Origin of the sequence: Micromonospora sp. NPDC049374 (assembly GCF_040677165.1) — a bacterium.
Classification (GTDB): domain Bacteria; phylum Actinomycetota; class Actinomycetes; order Mycobacteriales; family Micromonosporaceae; genus Micromonospora.
Window position 1 is genome coordinate 124,865 of record NZ_JBFAQH010000003.1, and the last position, 17,942, is coordinate 142,806.

At 71.0% G+C, this 17,942-nt stretch carries 14 protein-coding genes and 2 pseudogenes; 4 read left to right on the forward strand and 12 right to left on the reverse strand.

Annotated elements, in window-relative coordinates; all coding sequences use genetic code 11:
• Positions 1 to 117 precede the first annotated feature (117 nt).
• Positions 118 to 1,446 carry a histidine--tRNA ligase gene (hisS, locus tag AB0J93_RS06510; RefSeq protein WP_363918786.1) on the reverse strand — a complete coding sequence of 443 codons (1,329 nt, stop codon included), beginning with the start codon at positions 1,444 to 1,446 and terminating at the stop codon, positions 118 to 120.
• 87 nt (positions 1,447 to 1,533) lie between these two features.
• Positions 1,534 to 2,253, reverse strand: coding sequence for an MBL fold metallo-hydrolase (locus AB0J93_RS06515; protein ID WP_363918788.1), 720 nt, complete (start codon positions 2,251 to 2,253; stop codon positions 1,534 to 1,536).
• A gap of 245 nt (positions 2,254 to 2,498) precedes the next feature.
• Between AB0J93_RS06515 and AB0J93_RS06520 the strand changes: the two genes are divergently transcribed.
• A complete protein-coding gene (locus AB0J93_RS06520; protein ID WP_363918790.1) occupies positions 2,499 to 3,440 on the forward strand; it encodes a peptidylprolyl isomerase in 942 nt (313 codons plus the stop codon).
• Between the two features lie 64 nt (positions 3,441 to 3,504).
• Complete coding sequence (locus AB0J93_RS06525; protein ID WP_363918792.1) at positions 3,505 to 4,338, forward strand: peptidylprolyl isomerase; 834 nt, start codon at positions 3,505 to 3,507, stop codon at positions 4,336 to 4,338.
• 281 nt (positions 4,339 to 4,619) lie between these two features.
• Here AB0J93_RS06525 and AB0J93_RS06530 read toward each other — a convergent pair whose 3' ends face one another.
• The 10 genes and pseudogenes from AB0J93_RS06530 to ruvC form a co-directional block, all read right to left on the reverse strand.
• Positions 4,620 to 7,055 carry a bifunctional (p)ppGpp synthetase/guanosine-3',5'-bis(diphosphate) 3'-pyrophosphohydrolase gene (locus tag AB0J93_RS06530; RefSeq protein WP_363919444.1) on the reverse strand — a complete coding sequence of 812 codons (2,436 nt, stop codon included), beginning with the start codon at positions 7,053 to 7,055 and terminating at the stop codon, positions 4,620 to 4,622.
• Between the two features lie 196 nt (positions 7,056 to 7,251).
• Positions 7,252 to 7,818: an adenine phosphoribosyltransferase gene (locus AB0J93_RS06535; RefSeq protein WP_363918794.1), complete on the reverse strand. Its 567-nt coding sequence runs from the start codon at positions 7,816 to 7,818 to the stop codon at positions 7,252 to 7,254.
• 105 nt (positions 7,819 to 7,923) lie between these two features.
• Entirely contained in the window at positions 7,924 to 9,105 is a 1,182-nt protein-coding gene (secF, locus tag AB0J93_RS06540; RefSeq protein WP_363918796.1) for a protein translocase subunit SecF, read from the reverse strand.
• Between the two features lies 1 nt (position 9,106).
• Positions 9,107 to 11,002, reverse strand: coding sequence for a protein translocase subunit SecD (secD, locus tag AB0J93_RS06545; protein WP_363918798.1), 1,896 nt, complete (start codon positions 11,000 to 11,002; stop codon positions 9,107 to 9,109).
• Between the two features lie 286 nt (positions 11,003 to 11,288).
• Positions 11,289 to 11,627 (reverse strand): preprotein translocase subunit YajC, encoded by a 339-nt coding sequence (gene yajC, locus AB0J93_RS06550; protein ID WP_170863428.1) that lies wholly within the window; start codon positions 11,625 to 11,627, stop codon positions 11,289 to 11,291.
• A gap of 138 nt (positions 11,628 to 11,765) precedes the next feature.
• Positions 11,766 to 12,821 (reverse strand): Holliday junction branch migration DNA helicase RuvB, encoded by a 1,056-nt coding sequence (ruvB, locus tag AB0J93_RS06555; protein ID WP_363919446.1) that lies wholly within the window; start codon positions 12,819 to 12,821, stop codon positions 11,766 to 11,768.
• Positions 12,822 to 13,574: pseudogene (locus AB0J93_RS06560) on the reverse strand (LAGLIDADG family homing endonuclease); the annotation flags it as partial.
• Positions 13,557 to 13,838 (reverse strand): annotated as a pseudogene (locus AB0J93_RS06565) (Holliday junction branch migration DNA helicase RuvB); the annotation flags it as partial. The pseudogenes AB0J93_RS06560 and AB0J93_RS06565, both read right to left, overlap by 18 nt.
• Entirely contained in the window at positions 13,835 to 14,437 is a 603-nt protein-coding gene (gene ruvA, locus AB0J93_RS06570) for a Holliday junction branch migration protein RuvA (RefSeq protein WP_363918801.1), read from the reverse strand. The pseudogene AB0J93_RS06565 and the gene ruvA, both read right to left, overlap by 4 nt.
• Positions 14,434 to 14,961 carry a crossover junction endodeoxyribonuclease RuvC gene (ruvC, locus tag AB0J93_RS06575; RefSeq protein ID WP_363918803.1) on the reverse strand — a complete coding sequence of 176 codons (528 nt, stop codon included), beginning with the start codon at positions 14,959 to 14,961 and terminating at the stop codon, positions 14,434 to 14,436. The genes ruvA and ruvC overlap by 4 nt, the downstream gene beginning before the upstream one ends.
• A gap of 233 nt (positions 14,962 to 15,194) precedes the next feature.
• On the opposite strand from ruvC, the gene AB0J93_RS06580 reads away from it, so the two are divergent.
• Both AB0J93_RS06580 and AB0J93_RS06585 read left to right on the forward strand, forming a co-directional pair.
• Complete coding sequence (locus tag AB0J93_RS06580) at positions 15,195 to 15,977, forward strand: 3-hydroxybutyrate dehydrogenase (protein WP_363918805.1); 783 nt, start codon at positions 15,195 to 15,197, stop codon at positions 15,975 to 15,977.
• Positions 15,978 to 15,994: 17 nt separating this feature from the next.
• On the forward strand, positions 15,995 to 17,914 hold the full coding sequence (locus tag AB0J93_RS06585; RefSeq protein WP_363918807.1) for a helix-turn-helix domain-containing protein: 1,920 nt from the start codon (positions 15,995 to 15,997) through the stop codon (positions 17,912 to 17,914).
• Positions 17,915 to 17,942: the final 28 nt, after the last annotated feature.

Sequence of the window (17,942 nt, forward strand, 5' to 3'; positions counted from 1 at the left end):
TCACCCCCGCGATCTTGCACTTCTCGTCGCGTCAGAACGGGATACAACACCCGTATCGGCGACCGAAAGTGCAAGATCGCCGGGGTCGGTGGAGGGCGGGGCGGGGCGTGCGGGGGGTCAGCTCACCAGGGGGGTGAGGTCCTGGCGGGGCGGGGTCCACTCGCCGGGGGCGGCGGCGATCTGCTCGCCGGAGCGGATGTCCTTGACCTCGTCGGGGGCGCCATCGGTGCCGGGGAACCAGACGTACGGGATGCCGCGCCGCTCGGCGTACCGGATCTGCTTGCCGAACTTCGCCGCGCTCGGCGACACCTCGGTCGGGATGCCCCGGGACCGCAGCGCCCCGGCGACAGAATCGCTGGCCGAACGCAGTTCCTCGTTGGTCACCGCCACCAGCACGCAGGTCGGCACCTCCCGCGACACGGACAGCGCGCCCGCGCCGAAGAGCAGCCCGAGCAGGCGGGTCACGCCGATCGAGATGCCCACCCCGGGGAAGCTGGCGTTGCCCGCGCTGGCCAAGTTGTCGTACCGCCCGCCGGAGCAGATCGAGCCGAACCGCTCGTACCCGATCAGCTGTGTCTCGTAGACCGTGCCGGTGTAGTAGTCCAGGCCGCGGGCGATGCGCAGATCCGCCACGCAGAGACCCGGCGTGTGCGCGGCGGCGGTCTCCACCACCCGGACCAACTCCTCGACCCCCTCGTCGAGCAGCGGGTGGCTCACCCCGAGCGCGCGCACCGCGTCGGCGAAGGAGGCGTCCGGCGCGTTGATCTCGGCCAGCGCCAGGCACGCCTTCGCCTGCGCCTCGCTCGCTCCCGCCGTGCCGGCCAACAGCTCCGCCACCCCGGCCGGCCCGATCTTGTCGAGCTTGTCGACCGCACGCAGCGCCGCCTCCGGGTCGGTCAGGCCGATGCCCCGGTAGAAGCCCTCACAGATCTTGCGGTTGTTGACCTGGATGCGGATCGGCGGGATCGGCAACGACCGCAGCGCGTCCCCGACGACCAACGGCATCTCCGCCTCGTGGTGCACCGCGAGGGTGTCCCGGTCGACGATGTCGATGTCCGCCTGGAGGAACTCCCGGTAACGCCCCTCCTGTGGGCGCTCACCGCGCCACACCTTCTGGATCTGGTAGCGGCGGAACGGGAAGTTCAGCTTGCCGGCGTTCTCCAACACGTACCGGGCGAACGGCACGGTCAGGTCGAAGTGCAGACCGAGGGCGTCGTCACCGGCCGGGCCCTCCGGGTCGCCGTGCAGCCGCCGGATCACGTAGACCTCCTTGGAGGTCTCCCCCTTCCGCAGCAGTTGGTCCAACGGCTCGACCGCGCGGGTCTCCAAGGGCGCGAAGCCGTACAGCTCGAAGGTCGACCGGATCCGGTCCAGCACGTACTGCTCGATCATCCGCTGGGCGGGCGTCCACTCCGGGAACCCGGAGATGGGCGTGGGCTTGCTCATGACGTACTCCCTCGGCAGCCGCGCGCTGCGCGGCAGAGTCTGCTGACGATCCCGCGCGGTCCGCGCGGTGAGGTCTCGACGCGACCGTTACAGGCCGCGGGTGGGTGCCGCCGGTCGCGCGCCGCCCATCTCCGCCACCTCGACGAGGTACGGGTTGGTGACGCGCTCGCGGCCGATGGTGGTCGTGGGGCCGTGGCCGGGCAGGACGACGGTGTCGTCGGCCAACGGGAGGATCTTGTCCCGCAGGCTGGTGATCATCGTCGGCATGCTGCCGCCCGGCAGGTCGGTGCGGCCGATCGAGCCGGCGAACAGCACGTCACCGGAGAGGCAGATCTGCTCCGCCTCCCAGGACGAGCCGGCGCCGGGCAGCCGGAAGAGCACCGACCCGCCGGTATGGCCGGGCGCATGGTCGACGGTGATCTCCAGCCCGGCGAGGGCGAGCGTCGTACCGTCGGCCAACTCGGCCACGTCCTCGGGCTCGGCGTACGGCAGTCGCCCGCCGAAGAGCTGCGTCAGGTCCATCGACAGCGCCTTCGTCGGATCCGCCAGCAGTTCCCGGTCGTCGGGATGCACGTACGCGGTGATCCCGCGCGCCCCGCAGACCGGCGCCACGGAGAAGGTGTGGTCGAGGTGCCCGTGGGTGAGCAGCACCGCGGCCGGGTGCAGACGATGCTCGGCGAGCAGCGCGTCGAGCCGGTCGACCACCCCGATGCCGGGGTCGACCACCACGCACTGTTCCCCCGGCCCGGTGGCGACCACGTAGCAGTTGGTGCCGAAGGCGTCCGCGGGAAAGCCGGCCACGAGCACGTCCGCACCCCTTTCCGTCGAGTCGTCCTCCCCGGCAGCCTACCGGCGTCGCCGTCCGGCCGGTCCGCCCCGCCGACCCCCGAGTGAGGCACTGACGGATCCCGATGTAGATGGGCACCGACCTCGTACACCACTTTCCCAGCCGGTACCCGTACACTCTGGCGGGCGTGTGGCGTGGCACACCTGCCGCCCGACAGGTACACGACCACCGGGTAACGACCAGGGTAGAGGAAAGGGGAGCACGGGTGGCTTCCAGCAGGGACCGGCAGCGCAAACTGGCGCGGGCCAAGCTCGACCGGCAACTGGCCCGCCGGGCCGCCGCCGCCAGGCGTCGCCGACGCATCCAGGCCGGTGTCGGCACCGCCCTGATCCTCGTACTGGTCGTCGCCGGCTCGGCGTGGGCACTCGGCGCGTTCGACCGCGAGCCGACCGAGGACACCGCGGCCGACGAGGTCTGCCTCTGGACCCCGCAGAACACCGAGGGCAACGCCAACCTCAAGGATGTCGGTGAGCCCCCCACCACCGGGCTGCCGGTCACCGGCACCCGGCCGATGACGATCACCACCAACCAGGGTGCGCCGATCTCCGTCGAGCTGGATCTCGCCAGCGCCCCGTGCGCCGCGGCCAGCATCGCCCACCTGGCCAGCCAGTCGTTCTACGACAACACCAAGTGCCACGAGATCACCGCCGACGGTGCGGTGCGCTGCGGCGACCCCAGCGGCACCGGTCTGGGCGGCCCGGCCTACTCGTTCCACAGCGAGAACGTGCCGACCGCCCCCGAGGCCTCCCCGGAGCCGAGCCCGTCGCCGGACGAGCCACCGACGTACCCCAAGGGCACTGTCGCGATGATCTCGAACCCACCCGGCGCCAACGGCAGCCAGTTCCTGATCTTCTTCAAGGATTTCACCACCGCCGAGCCGGCGTTCCCGATCATCGGTCGGGTCGCCGAGGGCCTCGACGTCGTCGAGAAGATCGGTGCCCTGCCGACGGTGGACAATGGGGCCGGGGAGAAGGTCAAGCCGGAGAATGACGACGTGGTCATCCAGAGCCTGACCGTCGGCGAGCCCGTGCTGGACCCGGCGTCATCCGCCGATCCGGCCCCCTCGGGCACGCCGGGTCCGGAGTCCTCGGGCACGCCAAGTCCGGCGGCCTCCGGCGCGCCCGAGGCCAGCGCCAGCGCCGGCTGACCACGGTCGACCGGGCCCCCACCCACCGCAGCGGCATCCACATACAGTCCAGGAGGATCGAGGCGTGACGTCCACCAGAGAGCGGCAGCGCGCGGCGGCCCGCGCCCGGCTCGAGAAGGAGATGGCCGAGCGGGCCGCTCGGGCCCGTAAGCGCCGCCAGACGCAGGCGGTCGTCGGGGCCGGCGTGGTCCTGCTGCTGGTGGTCGCCGGCACGGCCTGGCTGGCCAGCAACGTGCTCGGCGACGACAGCGGCACCGACAACACGGCCCAGGACGCGAACTCCGTGCAGTGCGACTGGGTCGAGCTGGCCGACGGCGAACGCAGCCCGACGACCAAGGACGTCGGGCTGCCGGACACCCAGCAGAGCAAGGCTGGCGTCCAGACCATGACGATCACCACGAACCTCGGCCCGATCACCGCCCGGATCGACCGGTCCGCGGTGCCGTGCACGGCGGGCAGCTTCACCCACCTGGCCGAGCAGAACTTCTTCGACAACACCAAGTGCCACCGGCTGGTGACCGAAGGCATCAAGGTGCTCCAGTGCGGCGATCCGAGCGCCACCGGCGAGGGCTGGCGGGACACCGACGGCACCGGCGGCCCGAGCTACCGGATGGCGGAGGAGAACCTGCCGGCCGACAAGCGGCCGCCGTACCCGGCAGGCGTCATCGCGATGGCCAACTCGGGCCAGCCGTCCAGCAGCGGCAGCCAGTTCTTCATCGTGTACGGCGACTCGCCGCTGGACCCGAACTACACCGTCCTCGGCACCATCACCGGCGGGATGGACATCGTGAACGACGTCGCGGCGGCCGGTGACGACGGCGCGTTCGCCCAGCAGGCCGGCGGCGGTCACCCCAAGAAGGAGGTCGTCATCACCGACCTCACCATGACCGACGCCTGACCCGAACCAACCTCCGAAGCGCCCGCCGGCCACGCCCGGCGGGCGCTTCGCCGCACCCGCACCCGCACCCGCACCCGCACCCGCACCCGCACCCGCACCCGCACCCGCACCCGCACCCGCACCCGCACCCGCGATCTTGCACCCGCACCCGCGATCTTGCACTTTGTGTCGCCGTTACGAGGCTTTTACCCGATATGCGGAGACGAAAAGTGCAAGATCGCGGGCGCAGGGGGTAGCGCGGGCGTGGGGTAGCGCGGGGGTGGGGGTGGGGTGGGAGGGGGTTAGGCGCCGGAGGTTACGCGGTAGGCGTCGAAGACGCCGTCTACCTTGCGTACGGCGGCTAGCAGGTGCCCTAGGTGTTTCGGGTCGGCCATCTCGAAGCTGAACCGGCTCACCGCCACCCGGTCGCGGGTGGTGGTGACGGTGGCGGAGAGGATGTTGACCCGCTCTTCGGAGAGCACCCGGGTGACGTCCGCGAGCAGCTTGTGCCGGTCGAGCGCCTCCACCTGGATCGCCACCAGGAAGGTCGAGGCGGAGGTGAGTTTCCAGTTCACCTCCACCACCCGCTCGCCCTGGGCGCGTAGATCCTCCGCGTTGGCGCAGTCGTCGCGGTGCACACTCACCCCGCCGGAACGGGTCACGAAACCGAACACCGAGTCGGGCGGGACCGGAGTGCAGCAGCGGGCCAGCTTGATCCACACGTCGCTGACACCGCGTACGACCACACCGGGATCGTGGCTGGAGGCGCGGCTGCGCGGCGGGCGGGTGGCCACGGCGGTCTCGGCGATGTCCTCGGCCGCGCCCTCCTCGCCGCCGTAGGAGGCCATCAGCTTCTGCACCACCGACTGGGCGGAGACCTGACTGTCGCCGACCGCCGCGTACAGCGACGCCACATCGGGCAGGTGCAGGTCCCGGGCGATGGCCATCAGGTTGTCGGAGGTGAGCATCCGCTGCAACGGCATGCCCTGCTTGCGCATCGCCTTGACGATCGCGTCCTTGCCCTCCTCGATCGCCTCCTCGCGACGTTCCTTGTTGAAGTACTGCCGGATCTTCGTCCGCGCCCGGGGGCTCTTCACGAAGCCGAGCCAGTCCTGCGTCGGGCCGGCCGTGTCGGACTTCGAGGTGAAGATCTCGATCACGTCACCGTTGGACAGCGTCGACTCCAACGGCACCAGCTTGCCGTTGACCCGCGCCCCGATGCACTTGTGCCCCACCTCGGTGTGCACCGCGTACGCGAAGTCCACCGGCGTCGACCCCGTCGGCAACGGGATCACGTCACCCTTCGGGGTGAAGACGTACACCTCCTGGCTGGACAGGTCGAACCGCAGCGCGTCCAGGAACTCGCTCGGGTCGGCGGCCTCCCGCTGCCAGTCCAGCAGCTGCCGCAGCCAGGTCATCTCGTCGATGTGCGCGGGTGGGCCGACGATCTGGGTGCCCTTGTGCTCCTTGTACTTCCAGTGCGCCGCGATGCCGAACTCCGCCGTGCGGTGCATCGCGTACGTGCGGATCTGCATCTCCACCGGCTTACCGGTCGGACCGATAACCGTGGTGTGCAGTGACTGGTACATGTTGAACTTCGGCATGGCGATGTAGTCCTTGAACCGGCCCGGCACCGGCTGCCAGTTCGCGTGGATCACCCCCAGCGCCGCGTAGCAGTCCCGCACCGTGTCGACCAGGATCCGCACACCCACCAGGTCGTAGATGTCGTTGAAGTCCCGCCCCCGCACGATCATCTTCTGGTAGATCGAGTACAGGTGCTTCGGCCGACCGGTGGTCTCCGCCTTGATCTTGGCGGCCTTCAGGTCGGTCTGCACCTTCTGGGTCACCTGCCGCAGCAACGCCTCGCGCTGCGGCTGATGCTCCCCGATCAGCCGGTTGATCTCCTCGAACCGCTTCGGGAACAACGTCCCGAACGCCAGATCCTCCAGCTCCCACTTGATCGTGTTCATACCGAGCCGGTGGGCCAGGGGGGCGAGGATCTCCAGCGTCTCCTTCGCCTTCTGCTCCTGCTTCGGGCGCGGCAGGAAGGTGAGCGTCCGCATGTTGTGCAGCCGGTCGGCCAGCTTGATCACCAGGACGCGTGGGTCCTTGGCCATCGCGACGACCATCTTGCGGATCGTCTCGGCCTTCGCCGCGTCGCCGAGCTTGACCTTGTCGAGCTTGGTGACCCCGTCGACCAGCAGGGCTACCTCACCACCGAAGTCGGACCGCATCTGGTCGAGGGAGTATTCCGTGTCCTCGATGGTGTCGTGCAGCAGCGCGGCGACCAGGGTGGTGGTGTCCATGCCCAGGTTCGCCAGGATGGTCGCCACCGCGAGCGGGTGGGTGATGTAGGGGTCGCCGGACTTGCGGTACTGCCCGGAGTGCCAGCGCGCCGCCGTGTCGAAGGCCCGCTGCAACAGCCGTGCGTCAGCCTTGGGGTGATTCTCCCGGTGTGACGCGATCAGCGGCTCCAGCACCTCGCTGACCTGCGACGACTGCCATGGCGCGTTGAACCGGGCGAGCCGTGCCCGGACCCGCCGCCCGGTGGGCGCGTGGGACAGGGCGAAACCACCGGCCGCCGAGGAATCGCCGGCACCGTCCCCGACGCCGACGGACGGACGAGCCGGGTCACCGGTCTGCTGCGCCGCGGACCCGCCACCCGACGCCGGTACGACGCCGTTGCGGTCGGTCAGCGAGCCCTCCGCGTCACCTGTCGGGTGCACCGTGCCCTCCACCGGAGGAACGACCTCGTGGGACACCGGCCTCCTCACCGCTCGCCGGGACGACACCGACCGTGCGTCGGCCGGTCTGGTCTAGCGCCGCACAGGCGGGTAACCGCCCGGTCAGCAATGGGCAATGCTACCCCCACCGGGGGTGCCGTGCCGCTCCGCCGGACGGACCGTGCCGGGCTCGTCCGGGGTCGTCGCCGTCTCAAACGGTCAACAGGGCATGCACGGGACGCGGGGCCAGTCGGTCACGCCCACCGAGGAACGACAACTCCAGCAGCACGGTGAAGCCCGCCACCGTGCCACCCGCCCGCTCGACCAGGTCCAGCGTGGCCGCCGCCGTGCCACCGGTGGCGAGTACGTCGTCGACCACCAGCACCCGGTGACCGGCGGTGAAGGCGTCCTGGTGCACCTCGAGTGTGGCCTCGCCGTACTCCAGTTCGTAGGAGGCGGCGTACGCCGGACGGGGCAACTTGCCGGCCTTACGCACCGGCACCACCCCGACTCCCGTCGCGTACGCGATCGCGGCGGCGACGACGAATCCCCGCGCCTCGATGCCGACCACGGCGTCGAAGGACTCCCGTCCGTGGTACGCGACGATCCCGTCGATCACGTCCCGGAAGGCTGCACCGTCGGCGAACAACGGCATCAGATCCTTGAACATGACGCCGGGTTTGGGGAAGTCGGGCACATCGAGCACCCGGCTGGCCACCAGCCGGGCCGCCTCCGGCCCGCTGTCTCCGCGTACCCCGGTGCTGTGGGTCTCCGTCACGGCAGTTCCGCATCCCTTCCACACGACGGCGGCGTCCCGCACACTGCTCGCACAGCATGCAGGACGCCGCCGGTACCTGTTCCTACCGGGTCGTTCCGAGCGTCCTCAGCGTCGCTTTCCGCCCGGACGGTTACCGCCACCGGGACGCCCACCCCGAGCGCCACCGGAACGCTTGCCCGCCGGCCGGGCGCCCACCTTCGGCGCGGCGGCACCGGCGAGGGCGCCGGCCTCCGCGGTGACCGGCTCCTGCTCCGGCTCGGCCGTGGCAGCCGGGCTGGCCTTGGCCGGGGTCTCGCCCCGGTTGACCGTGCCGCGCCGGGCCAGCACCCGCTTGTTGTGTGCCTGGATCCGCGGGTCACGGTTCTTCAGCACCACCAGCAGCGGGGTGGCCAGCGTGATCGAGGTGACGAAGGCCATCGCCATACCGACGAAGAGCACCAGGCCGAGGTCCTTCAGGGTGCCCGCGCCGAGCAGGCCGGCACCGATGAACAGGATGCCGCCGACCGGGAGCAGGGCCACCACCGAGGTGTTGATCGACCGCATCAGGCTCTGGTTCACGGCCAGGTTGGCCGCCTCGCCGTACGTCTGGTTGTTGTTCGCGGTGATCCCTCTGGTGTTCTCCTGCACCTTGTCGAAGACCACCACCACGTCGTACAGGGCGAAGCCCAGGATGGTGAGGAATCCGATGATCGTCGACGGGGTGACCTCGAAGCCGACGATCGAGTAGAGACCGGCGGTGAGGACCAGGTTCATCACCAGCGAGAAGATGGCCGCCACGGCCATCTGCCACTCGAAGCGCAGGACCAGGTAGACGGTCACCAGCGCCAGGAAGATCACCAGACCGAGCAGTGCCCGGTTGGTCACCTGGCTGCCCCACGCCTCGCTGACCCGGTTACTGGCGATCTCCGCCGGGTCGATGTTGAACACCTGCCCCAACTCGACCCGGACCGCTTCGGCCTGCTCGGCGTCGAGTTCGGTGGTACGCAGCTCGTAGAACTCGCCCCCGCCTCCACCGACCTGCTGGGTGGTGACGACCCGGCCGCCCTCACCGGTCAGCACCTCGCCGGCGCGCTGCTCCACCTGCTCCAGGGTGCCGACACTTGTCGGGACCTGGAACGAGTTGCCGCCGGCGAACTCGATGCCGAGGCTGAAGCCCCGGAAGATGACGCTACCGAGCGCGATCATCACCAGCACGGCGGCGACGGTGAACCACACCTTGCGCCGGCCGACGATGTTGAGGCCGGCCTCACCTCGGTAGAGGCGGGCTGCCAGACCAGTCTCAGCCATCTCAGGCCTCCTTGACACGCTGGTTGCGGGGCTGGGCCGGCTCCGAACGGGCCGGCAGTGCCCGGCCCAGGCCGCTGACCCGCGGGGACAGGAACGCCTTGGTTCGGGCGAACATCGTCATGATCGGATGCCGGAAGAGGAAGACCACGAGCAGGTCCAGCACCGTGGCCAGGCCGAGGGCGAAGGCGAAGCCCTTCACCGTGCCGACCGAGACGATGTAGAGCACCACCGCGGACATGATCGTGATCGCGTTGGCGGAGATGATCGTCCGGCGGGCTCGGACCCAGGCGCGGGGTACCGCGCTACGTGGGCTGCGGCCCTCCCGGATCTCGTCCTTCAGTCGTTCGAAGTAGATGACGAACGAGTCCGCCGCCACACCGAGCGAGACGATGATGCCGGCGATGCCGGCGAGGGTGAGCGTGAAGCCGATCTGCCGGCCGAGGACCACCAGGGCGCCGAAGAGCAGCAGCGCCGACAGGATCAGGCTCAGGAAGATCACCGAGCCGAGCAGACGGTAGTAGAAGAACGAGTAGATGATGACCAGCAGCATGCCGATACCGGCCGCGAGCAGACCGGCCCGCAGGTGGCTGGCGCCCAGGGTGGCGGTGACGTTCTGCTGCTCCTGCGCCTCGAAGGTGACCGGCAGGGCACCGTAGCTGAGGTAGCCGGCCAGCTCACTGGCCTCGGCGTTGCTGAAGTTACCGGTGATCTGGGAGTTGCCGGTCAGCACGCCCTGGATCTGCGGCGACGAGATGATCGCGTTGTCCAGCACCACGGCGACCCGGCACTTGCCCTCGTCACCGAGCGCGGACGCGTCACACGCCTGGCCCTCGTTGTTGAACGCCTCGCGGGTCAGCGCGGTCCATTTGTCCTGGCCCGAGCCGGTGAAGTTGAGGCTGACCACCCACTGGCTGGTCTGGTCGCGCACCGCGTTGGCGTCGGAGACGTCGGTGCCGAGCACCTTTGCCACGTCCAGCAGGTTCTTGGCGTAGCCACCCTCACAGGCGACGACCTGCTGCTCCGGGTTGGAGATGGACGCCGGAGGCCGGTCGTCGAGCTGGACGCAGCTGATCGTCGGCACGTTGAACTGCATCTGCGCCGGCAGCACCGCGACCTCGCGGCCGGTCAGCTCACCGAACGGCTTGAGCTTGTCGGCCAGCGACGGGTCGGCGCTCAGGTCGGCCGGCGCCTGTAGTCCGCTCGCCGCGGCCCACGCCTCGGCGCCGACCTTCTGCTCGACGGCTCGGCGCTGCTCCTCGATGCTCTGCGTCACCTCTTCGTCCGGCGTGGCCGACGGGGCGGGCGACGCAGTCGCCGACGGCGTCGGCGTCGGCGTCGGCGCGCCACCGCCCTGGCCACCAGCGTCGGGCGACGAGGTGGCCTCGGCGTCGGGCGTGGGGCTCGCGGAGCCCGACGGGGTGGCCTCGGGGCTCGCGGTGCCGGACGGGGTCGCCGAAGGGCTCTCGCTCGGGGCCGGCGACGGGATCGACCCGCTGCCGTCGGCGATCTTCAGCACCTTCCGGAACCGCAGCTCGGCGGCGCTGCCAACCTCGTTGAGCTCGCGGTTCTCGCCGGGCAGGGAGACGACGATGTTGCGGTCGCCCTCGGTGACCACCTCCGCCTCGGCCACGCCGTACGCGTTGACCCGGCTCTCGATGATCTGGCGGGCGCGTTCCAGGTTCTCCGCCGTCGGGGCCCGGCCGTCCAGGGTGTTGGTGGCCTCCAGCGTGAGCCGGGTACCGCCGACCAGGTCGAGACCGAGGCGGGGTTCGAGCCGATCCTTCCAGCCACCGCTGGCGCCGCCCGAGAAGAACACCAAAAGATAGAGGACGACGAAGATGGCCCCGAGCACGGCCAACTGCCGTCCTGGGCGCATCTGTCCCTGAGGTGGTGCCACGGCTGTCCTGTCTCCCTGTGGTCACGCCGCCGCGGGCGCGGCGGCGGGTCGGCCGGAATCCCCCGGCCGACGGTCTGCCTTCCGACGGCGCTCAGGCTGGCGCCGCCGCCTCGGGCGGTCGACGCGGACGCGTGGACCGGGTACGAGCCGGCGCGCCGGCGCCCGGCGTCGGCCTTCTATCCAATTGTCTCAATGCGCAATTCGAGGATGGCACCCACCCGGGGACGCGCGTGGGCACCTCCCATCCGAACCGCCGGGAGACCGGCAACCCGGATGGGACTCGGCGTCAGTCCTTGACGGAGTCGGACTCCTCGACGGGCGACTCGACCGGGCGCTCCGCCGGGGTGACCACCCGGGCGATCGCCGGGCGGGCGTAGCGGGTCTGCACTCCGGGAGCGACCTCCAGCAGGACGCTGTCGTCCTCGACACCGGTGACCGTGCCGTAGAGCCCACCGATGGTGACCACCTCGTCGCCCACGGAGAGGTTGGACTGCATCGATTCGGCCTCGCGGCGGCGCTTCTGCTGCGGACGGATCATCATGAAGTACATGACGCCGAAGAGCAGAGCGATCATGAGGATCGGCGTGAAGCCTCCCGCTCCGCCGCCTTCTGCTGCGTAGTGCACGGTTGTCGACCTTCCTATTGGCCGCCGGACCGGCGCGTCGGCGCCGGAACGGAGGCGGATTTTCACGTCCTGTACAGACCGCGGCGAGTCTAGTCGCTCTGTCTGGGAACGCCGAATGCGGCAGAGATCACGAACAGATCACGGCTCGCCGACGTCCAGCGTGAACAGATCGGGCGCGGGAGGAGCTTCTGCCGCAAATGTACCATTCGGTGGCGTACGGCCCAGATGGTGCCAGGCGGCCTCGGTGGCCACCCGGCCCCGAGGGGTACGCGCCAGCAGCCCGGCCCGCACCAGGAACGGCTCGCAGACCTCCTCGACGGTGTCCGGCTGCTCCCCCACCGCCACGGCCAGGGTCGACAGGCCGACCGGGCCACCCCGGAACGAATCCACGAGCGCGGTCAGCACCGCCCGGTCGAGCCGGTCCAACCCGAGAGCGTCCACGTCGTACACGGTCAGCGCGGCCCGGGCGGTCTCGACGGTGACCACACCGTCGGCGCGTACCTCGGCGTAGTCCCGCACCCGGCGCAGCAGCCGGTTGGCGATCCGGGGCGTACCCCGGGACCGGCCGGCGATCTCCGCCGCACCGTCGTCGGTGATCGGCACCCCGAGGATGCGCGCCGAGCGGTGCAGCAGCGTCTCCAGGTCGGCCGGTGCGTAGAAGTCCAGGTGAGCCACGAAGCCGAACCGGTCCCGCATCGGGCCGGTGAGCAGACCCGACCGGGTGGTCGCGCCGACAAGCGTGAACGGCTCCACGTCGAGCGGGATGGCGGTGGCGCCCGGCCCCTTGCCGACCACCACGTCGACCCGGAAGTCCTCCATCGCGCTGTAGAGCAGTTCCTCCGCCGGCCTGGCAATCCGGTGGATCTCGTCGATGAAGAGCACGTCACCCTCGGCCAGGCTGGTCAGGATCGCCGCCAGATCCCCGGAGCGTTCGATCGCCGGCCCACTTGTCACCCGGATCCCGGCACCCAACTCGGCGGCGACGATGTTGGCCAGGGTGGTGTTGTGCACGACCAGGTCATTCACGGTAAAGGTGTGATCACCGTCGACCGTCAGGCACCGGCACTCGTGCAAGCCAACCGGCTCGACGGACACCACCCGGTCGGTCGCCAGCCGTTCCTCGAACCTATCCCGACGCGGCGCCCACTCCGCCAGCCGCCTACCCCGCTCACCGAGCACCGTGACTCGCTGCACGAACCTGGCCACGTCATCCTGGCTGGTGATGGTGAGCCGCCACGACTCGTGCGGCCTGCCCTGGTACCGCCCTCGCTTGAGCTTCAACCTCGACTGCACGCCCAGTCGGAGGAGCAGATGCTGTACATCGGCGAGCAGTTCCCGGGACACGCTGTAGTACTCGACCACCACGTCGTACCTGTCCCGCCCACGGCGGCTCACCGTGCCGTCACAGGCGAAGTAGGCACCGAGAAACGCCGACACCTGCCAGGCATCGCCCCGGTACACGAACGCCGGAACCCGCTTGGACCAGGCGTTCTTGCCGAGCAGATCGTGTTCCTTCAACCAGGGCAGCAGGCCCGAGATGCGGATCGAGGAGCTACGGGCGCTGTTCGGTCGGGTGGTGTGGCCGTACCCGAGCCGATCGCAGGTGGACCGGAAGTCGGCCAACACGTCCTCGTCACCACCGGTGAAGGTCACCTGGTTGCTCGTGCACCCGTCGCCGACGAGATACCCGGCAAGGCGGTACTCCTCGGTGCTCTCGGTACCGTCGGCGACCAACTCCGGAGCCAGGACGTTCGCCACGAAATCACGATCGGTCAGATCACCTGCCTTGACCCACCCCTCCGGCGTCCAGAACGGGTGGTCGGGAGCTGCCACCACCTCCCGTCCGCTCGCCGTACGGATCCGGACGCTGTCCAGTTCCCCCTGCTCGTGCACGGCGGACACAGTCGCGCCCGCACCGGTCCGGCTGATGACCCGGTCGCCCACCACGATGTCGCCGAGACGCCGTCGCGTGCCGTCCTCCAGCAGGACCAGGGCATCGACAGAGACCGGCTTACCCAGGCCCGGTGGCCCTGACAGGAGAATGTGGTCGGGTGGGGAGCCGCGCCGCATCGCGCCCTGGAGCAGCAGGTCGAGCTGGTCCCGGACGCGGTGCTGGGCGATGAACTCGTCCAGCCGCTTCGGTCGGACGCTGACCTCCGCGTCCAGCTCCGCGTCGCTGACGTACGCCGAGACCAGGTTCTCGTTGCTCATCGGGCCCGGCCCAGCAGCCGGATGGCCTGCTTCAACAGCACCGGCACCGGCGGGGTGGGGCCGTCGACGGTCTCGGCGACGGCGGCGACCGCTTGGTCGGCCTGGCCGGCCGTCCAGCCGAGCCCGATCAACGCCTGGCGGACCTGATCCGGCCAGCTGCCGCCGGTCACCCCGGCCGCGCCGTCGGCGGCCACCGGCACCGGGCCGATGCGGTCGCGCAGCTCCAGCACCAGCCGTTCGGCGCCCTTCTTGCCGATGCCCGGCACCCGGGTAAGCGCCGCCGTGTCGGCGTTGGCGATGGCCTTGCGTACCGCGTCGGGGGTGTGCACCGCGAGCACCGCCTGGGCCAGCCGCGGGCCGACCCCGCTGGCGGTCTGCAACAGCTCGAACAGCGCCTTGGCGTCGTCGTCGGCGAAACCGTAGAGGGTGAGCGAGTCCTCCCGGACGACGAGGCTGGTGGCCAGCCGGGCCGGCTGGCCGACCCGCAGGTCGGCGAGCGTGCCGGGAGCACACTGCACGGCCAGGCCCACCCCGCCGACCTCGATCACGGCGTGGTCCGGGCCGGTGGTGGCCACCACGCCACGCACACTGGCGATCATCTCGCTCCTCCTCGTCTGACCCGGTCCGCCGCGGCGGCCAGTTTCGACCGGGTGCCGCCGCGCCACACATGGCAGATGGCCAGCGCGAGGGCGTCCGCGGCGTCCGCCGGCCGGGGCGGCTCGGGCAACCGAAGCAGCCGGGTGACCATCGCGGTCATCTGGGCCTTGTCCGCCTGGCCGGAACCGGTCACCGCCGCCTTCACCTCGCTCGGGGTGTACGTCTGCACCGGCAGCCCGGCGCGCGCGCCGGCCAGCACCGCGATCCCGCTGGCCTGGGCGGTGCCCATCACCGTACGCATGTTGTGCTGGCTGAACACCCGCTCCACGGCCACGCTGTCCGGTCGATGCTCGGCAACCAGCTCGGTAAGCGAGCGGTCCAGGTGCAGCAGGCGGGTGGGCAGCTCGTCGGCCGGGTCGGTGTAGACGACGTAGTAGGCGATCAGCGTGCACGGCCGACCGGGTACTCCCTCGACCACGCCGACGCCGCACCGGGTCAGCCCCGGGTCGACGCCGAGCACCCGCACGCCGCCTCCCTCCAGCCGCCAGCCAGTACGTGTGTTCGACACCCTACCGATGCCGCCGCCACCGCGCGCCGCGGGACACGCCCGTCTTGGCCGGGGCACCATGCGGTGCCGCGCGGGGCCGAGCCCGCCGTGGCGGGTGCGGCCGGGATGTAGCGGACGACCACACAGTAGGGCGGGAGTATGTGCCACCATCCCATGTGCGCCCGACCACACAGCTCGTAACTTCTTGCGCCATGACGGCAGAACCCGTGGCGGTCCCCCACGTCGTGAACGTCGACCTGGCCGGTCGTACCGCCCTCGTGACGGGTGGAGGCGGCGGCATCGGCCGGGCCTGTGCCCTGCGGCTGGCCGCGGCCGGCGCCACGGTCGTGGTGGTCGACCGCAACGTCGAGGCGGCCAAGCTGGTGGCCGCCGAGGCCGGCGGCCGGGCCGAGGGGGTGGACCTCGCCGACCCGGCGGCGGTGGACGCACTCGACGCCGACGTCGACATCGTGGTCAACAATGCCGGGCTGCAACACGTGGCACCGCTCCAGGATTTTCCCGTCGAGCGGTTCGAGTACATCCAGCGGGTGATGGTGGAGGCACCGTTCCTGCTGATCCGGCGGGCGCTGCCGCACATGTACGCCCGCGGTTGGGGGCGGATCGTGAACATCTCCTCGGTGCACGGGCTGCGCGCCTCGCCGTACAAGGCGGCCTACGTCTCCGCCAAGCACGCCCTGGAGGGGCTGTCGAAGGTGGTGGCGCTGGAGGGTGCGGCGCACGGGGTGACGGCCAACTGCATCAACCCGGCGTACGTGCGTACCGCGCTTGTGGAGAGCCAGATCGCCGACCAGTCGACCGCCCACGGCATCCCCGAGTCCGAGGTGATCGAGAAGATCATGTTGGCCCGGGCCGCGGTGAAGCGGCTGATCGAGCCCGAGGAGGTGGCGGAGCTGCTGGCGTACCTCTGCTCACCTCCGGCGGGGTTCCTCACCGGTGCCTCGATCGCGCTCGACGGGGGTTGGACGGCGAACTGACGCCGGCCACCCGCAGAATGTCGGTCATGTCGTCGCCGGTGGAGTTCCTGGAGCTGCTCGCCCGGGAGGCAGCCGCGGTCGAGTTCGAGGGGCCGCTGGTCGCCGCCCGTTCGGCCGGGCTGCCCGCCGAGCGCCTCGCCGAGTTGGAGCAGGCCAAGACGGTGGCGCTGCGGGTACGGGCACTGCTGGAGCGCCGCCGCCGCCGGGAGAGCGAACTGTCCGGCCTGTACGACACGGTCAGCGACCTGGCGGGGCTGCGCGACCTGGACGAGGTGCTGCGGGCGATCGTGCACCGGGCCCGGCACCTGCTCGGTGCGGACGTCGCCTACATGACGCTCGACGACGCCGAGCGCGGTGACACCTACATGCGGGTGACCGACGGTTCGGTCTCCGCCCGGTTCCAGCGGCTGCGGCTGCCGATGGGTGCCGGGCTCGGCGGACTGGTGGCCCAGTCCGGCGCCCCGTACGTCACCGCGAACTACCCGGAGGACGAGCGGTTCCACCACACCCGCGAGATCGACGCCGGGGTGGGTGAGGAAGGGCTGGTGGCCATCCTCGGGGTGCCACTGCGACTCGGCTCGACAAGCATCGGCGTGCTCTACGCGGCCAACCGCTCGGCCCGGCCGTTCGCCCGCGAGGAGGTGGCGCTGCTGCTCTCACTGGCGGCCCACGCCGCGGTGGCGATCGACACCGCGCGGCTGCTGGCCGAGACCCGCTCGGCGCTGGAGGAGTTGTCCTCGGCGAACACCACCATCCGCGCGCACAGCAGTTCGGTGGAGCGGGCCGCGGCGGCGCACGACCGGATGACCGCGCTGGTGTTGCGCGGCGGCGGGGTGGAGGACGTGGCCTCAGCCGTCACCGACGTGCTCGGTGGCGCGCTGCTGGCGCTGGACGCCGAGGGACGGCGGCTGGCCCAGGTCGGTGAGATCGACGAGCCGGACCGGGCGGAGATCGTGGAGGCGGTCGCGGCGTCGCGGACCGAGGGACGCAGCGTACGCCGAGGCAGGTTGTGGTACGCCGCGGTGGTGGCCGGCGCGGAGAACCTGGGCGTGCTGGTGCTGCGTCCGGAGGGCGAGCCGGCCGACGCCGACCAGCGGATCCTGGAACGGGCGGCGCTGGTGACCGCCCTGCTGCTGCTGTTCCGGCGTACCGTCGCCGAGGCGGAGGGACGGGTCCGGGGCGAGTTGCTCGACGATCTGATCGCCCGGCCGCTGCGCGACACCGACGCGCTACGCAGCCGGGCGCGTCGGTTGGGCGTGGACCTGGACGCGCCGCACGTGCTGGTGGCCGTCGGCGACGACGCCATCGCGGCGACCGGTTCCGCCCGGCAGCGGGTGCTCTCCTGGGCCACCACGTACGCCTCGACGCGGGGCGGGCTGGCCGCGGCGCGGGACGGTCGGGTGGCGCTGATGCTGCCCGGTCGGGACGCTGGTGGCAGTGCCCGGGCGGTGGCCCGCGACCTGTCCCGGATCACCGGTCGGCCGGTGACCGCGGGCGCGAGCGGCCCGTCGACGGGCCCGGCGTCGCTGGCCGCCGCGTTCCGGGAGGCGGACCGTTGCCTGACCGCGCTCGGCGCGCTGGGCCGGGCCGGGCAGGGGGCGAGCAGCGCCGAGCTGGGTTTCGTCGGGCTGCTGCTGGGTGCCGTCGACGACGGCGGCGACGCCGACGTGAGCCGGTTCCTCACCGCGACCATCGGGCCGGTGATCGAATACGACGCCCGGCGGGGCACCGCGTTGGTGCGGACCCTGGAGGCGTACTTCGGGGTGGGTGGCAGCCTGGCCCGGGCCGCCGAGCAGCTGCATGTGCACGTCAACACGGTGACCCAGCGCCTGGAGCGGGTCGGGCAGTTGCTCGGTGCCGACTGGCAGCGCCCGGATCGGGCGCTGGAGGTCCAGTTGGCCCTGCGCCTGCACCGGCTGCGTACGCCGGCCGGCTGAGCGAACGTCGGACACCTCGCGGCGGCTG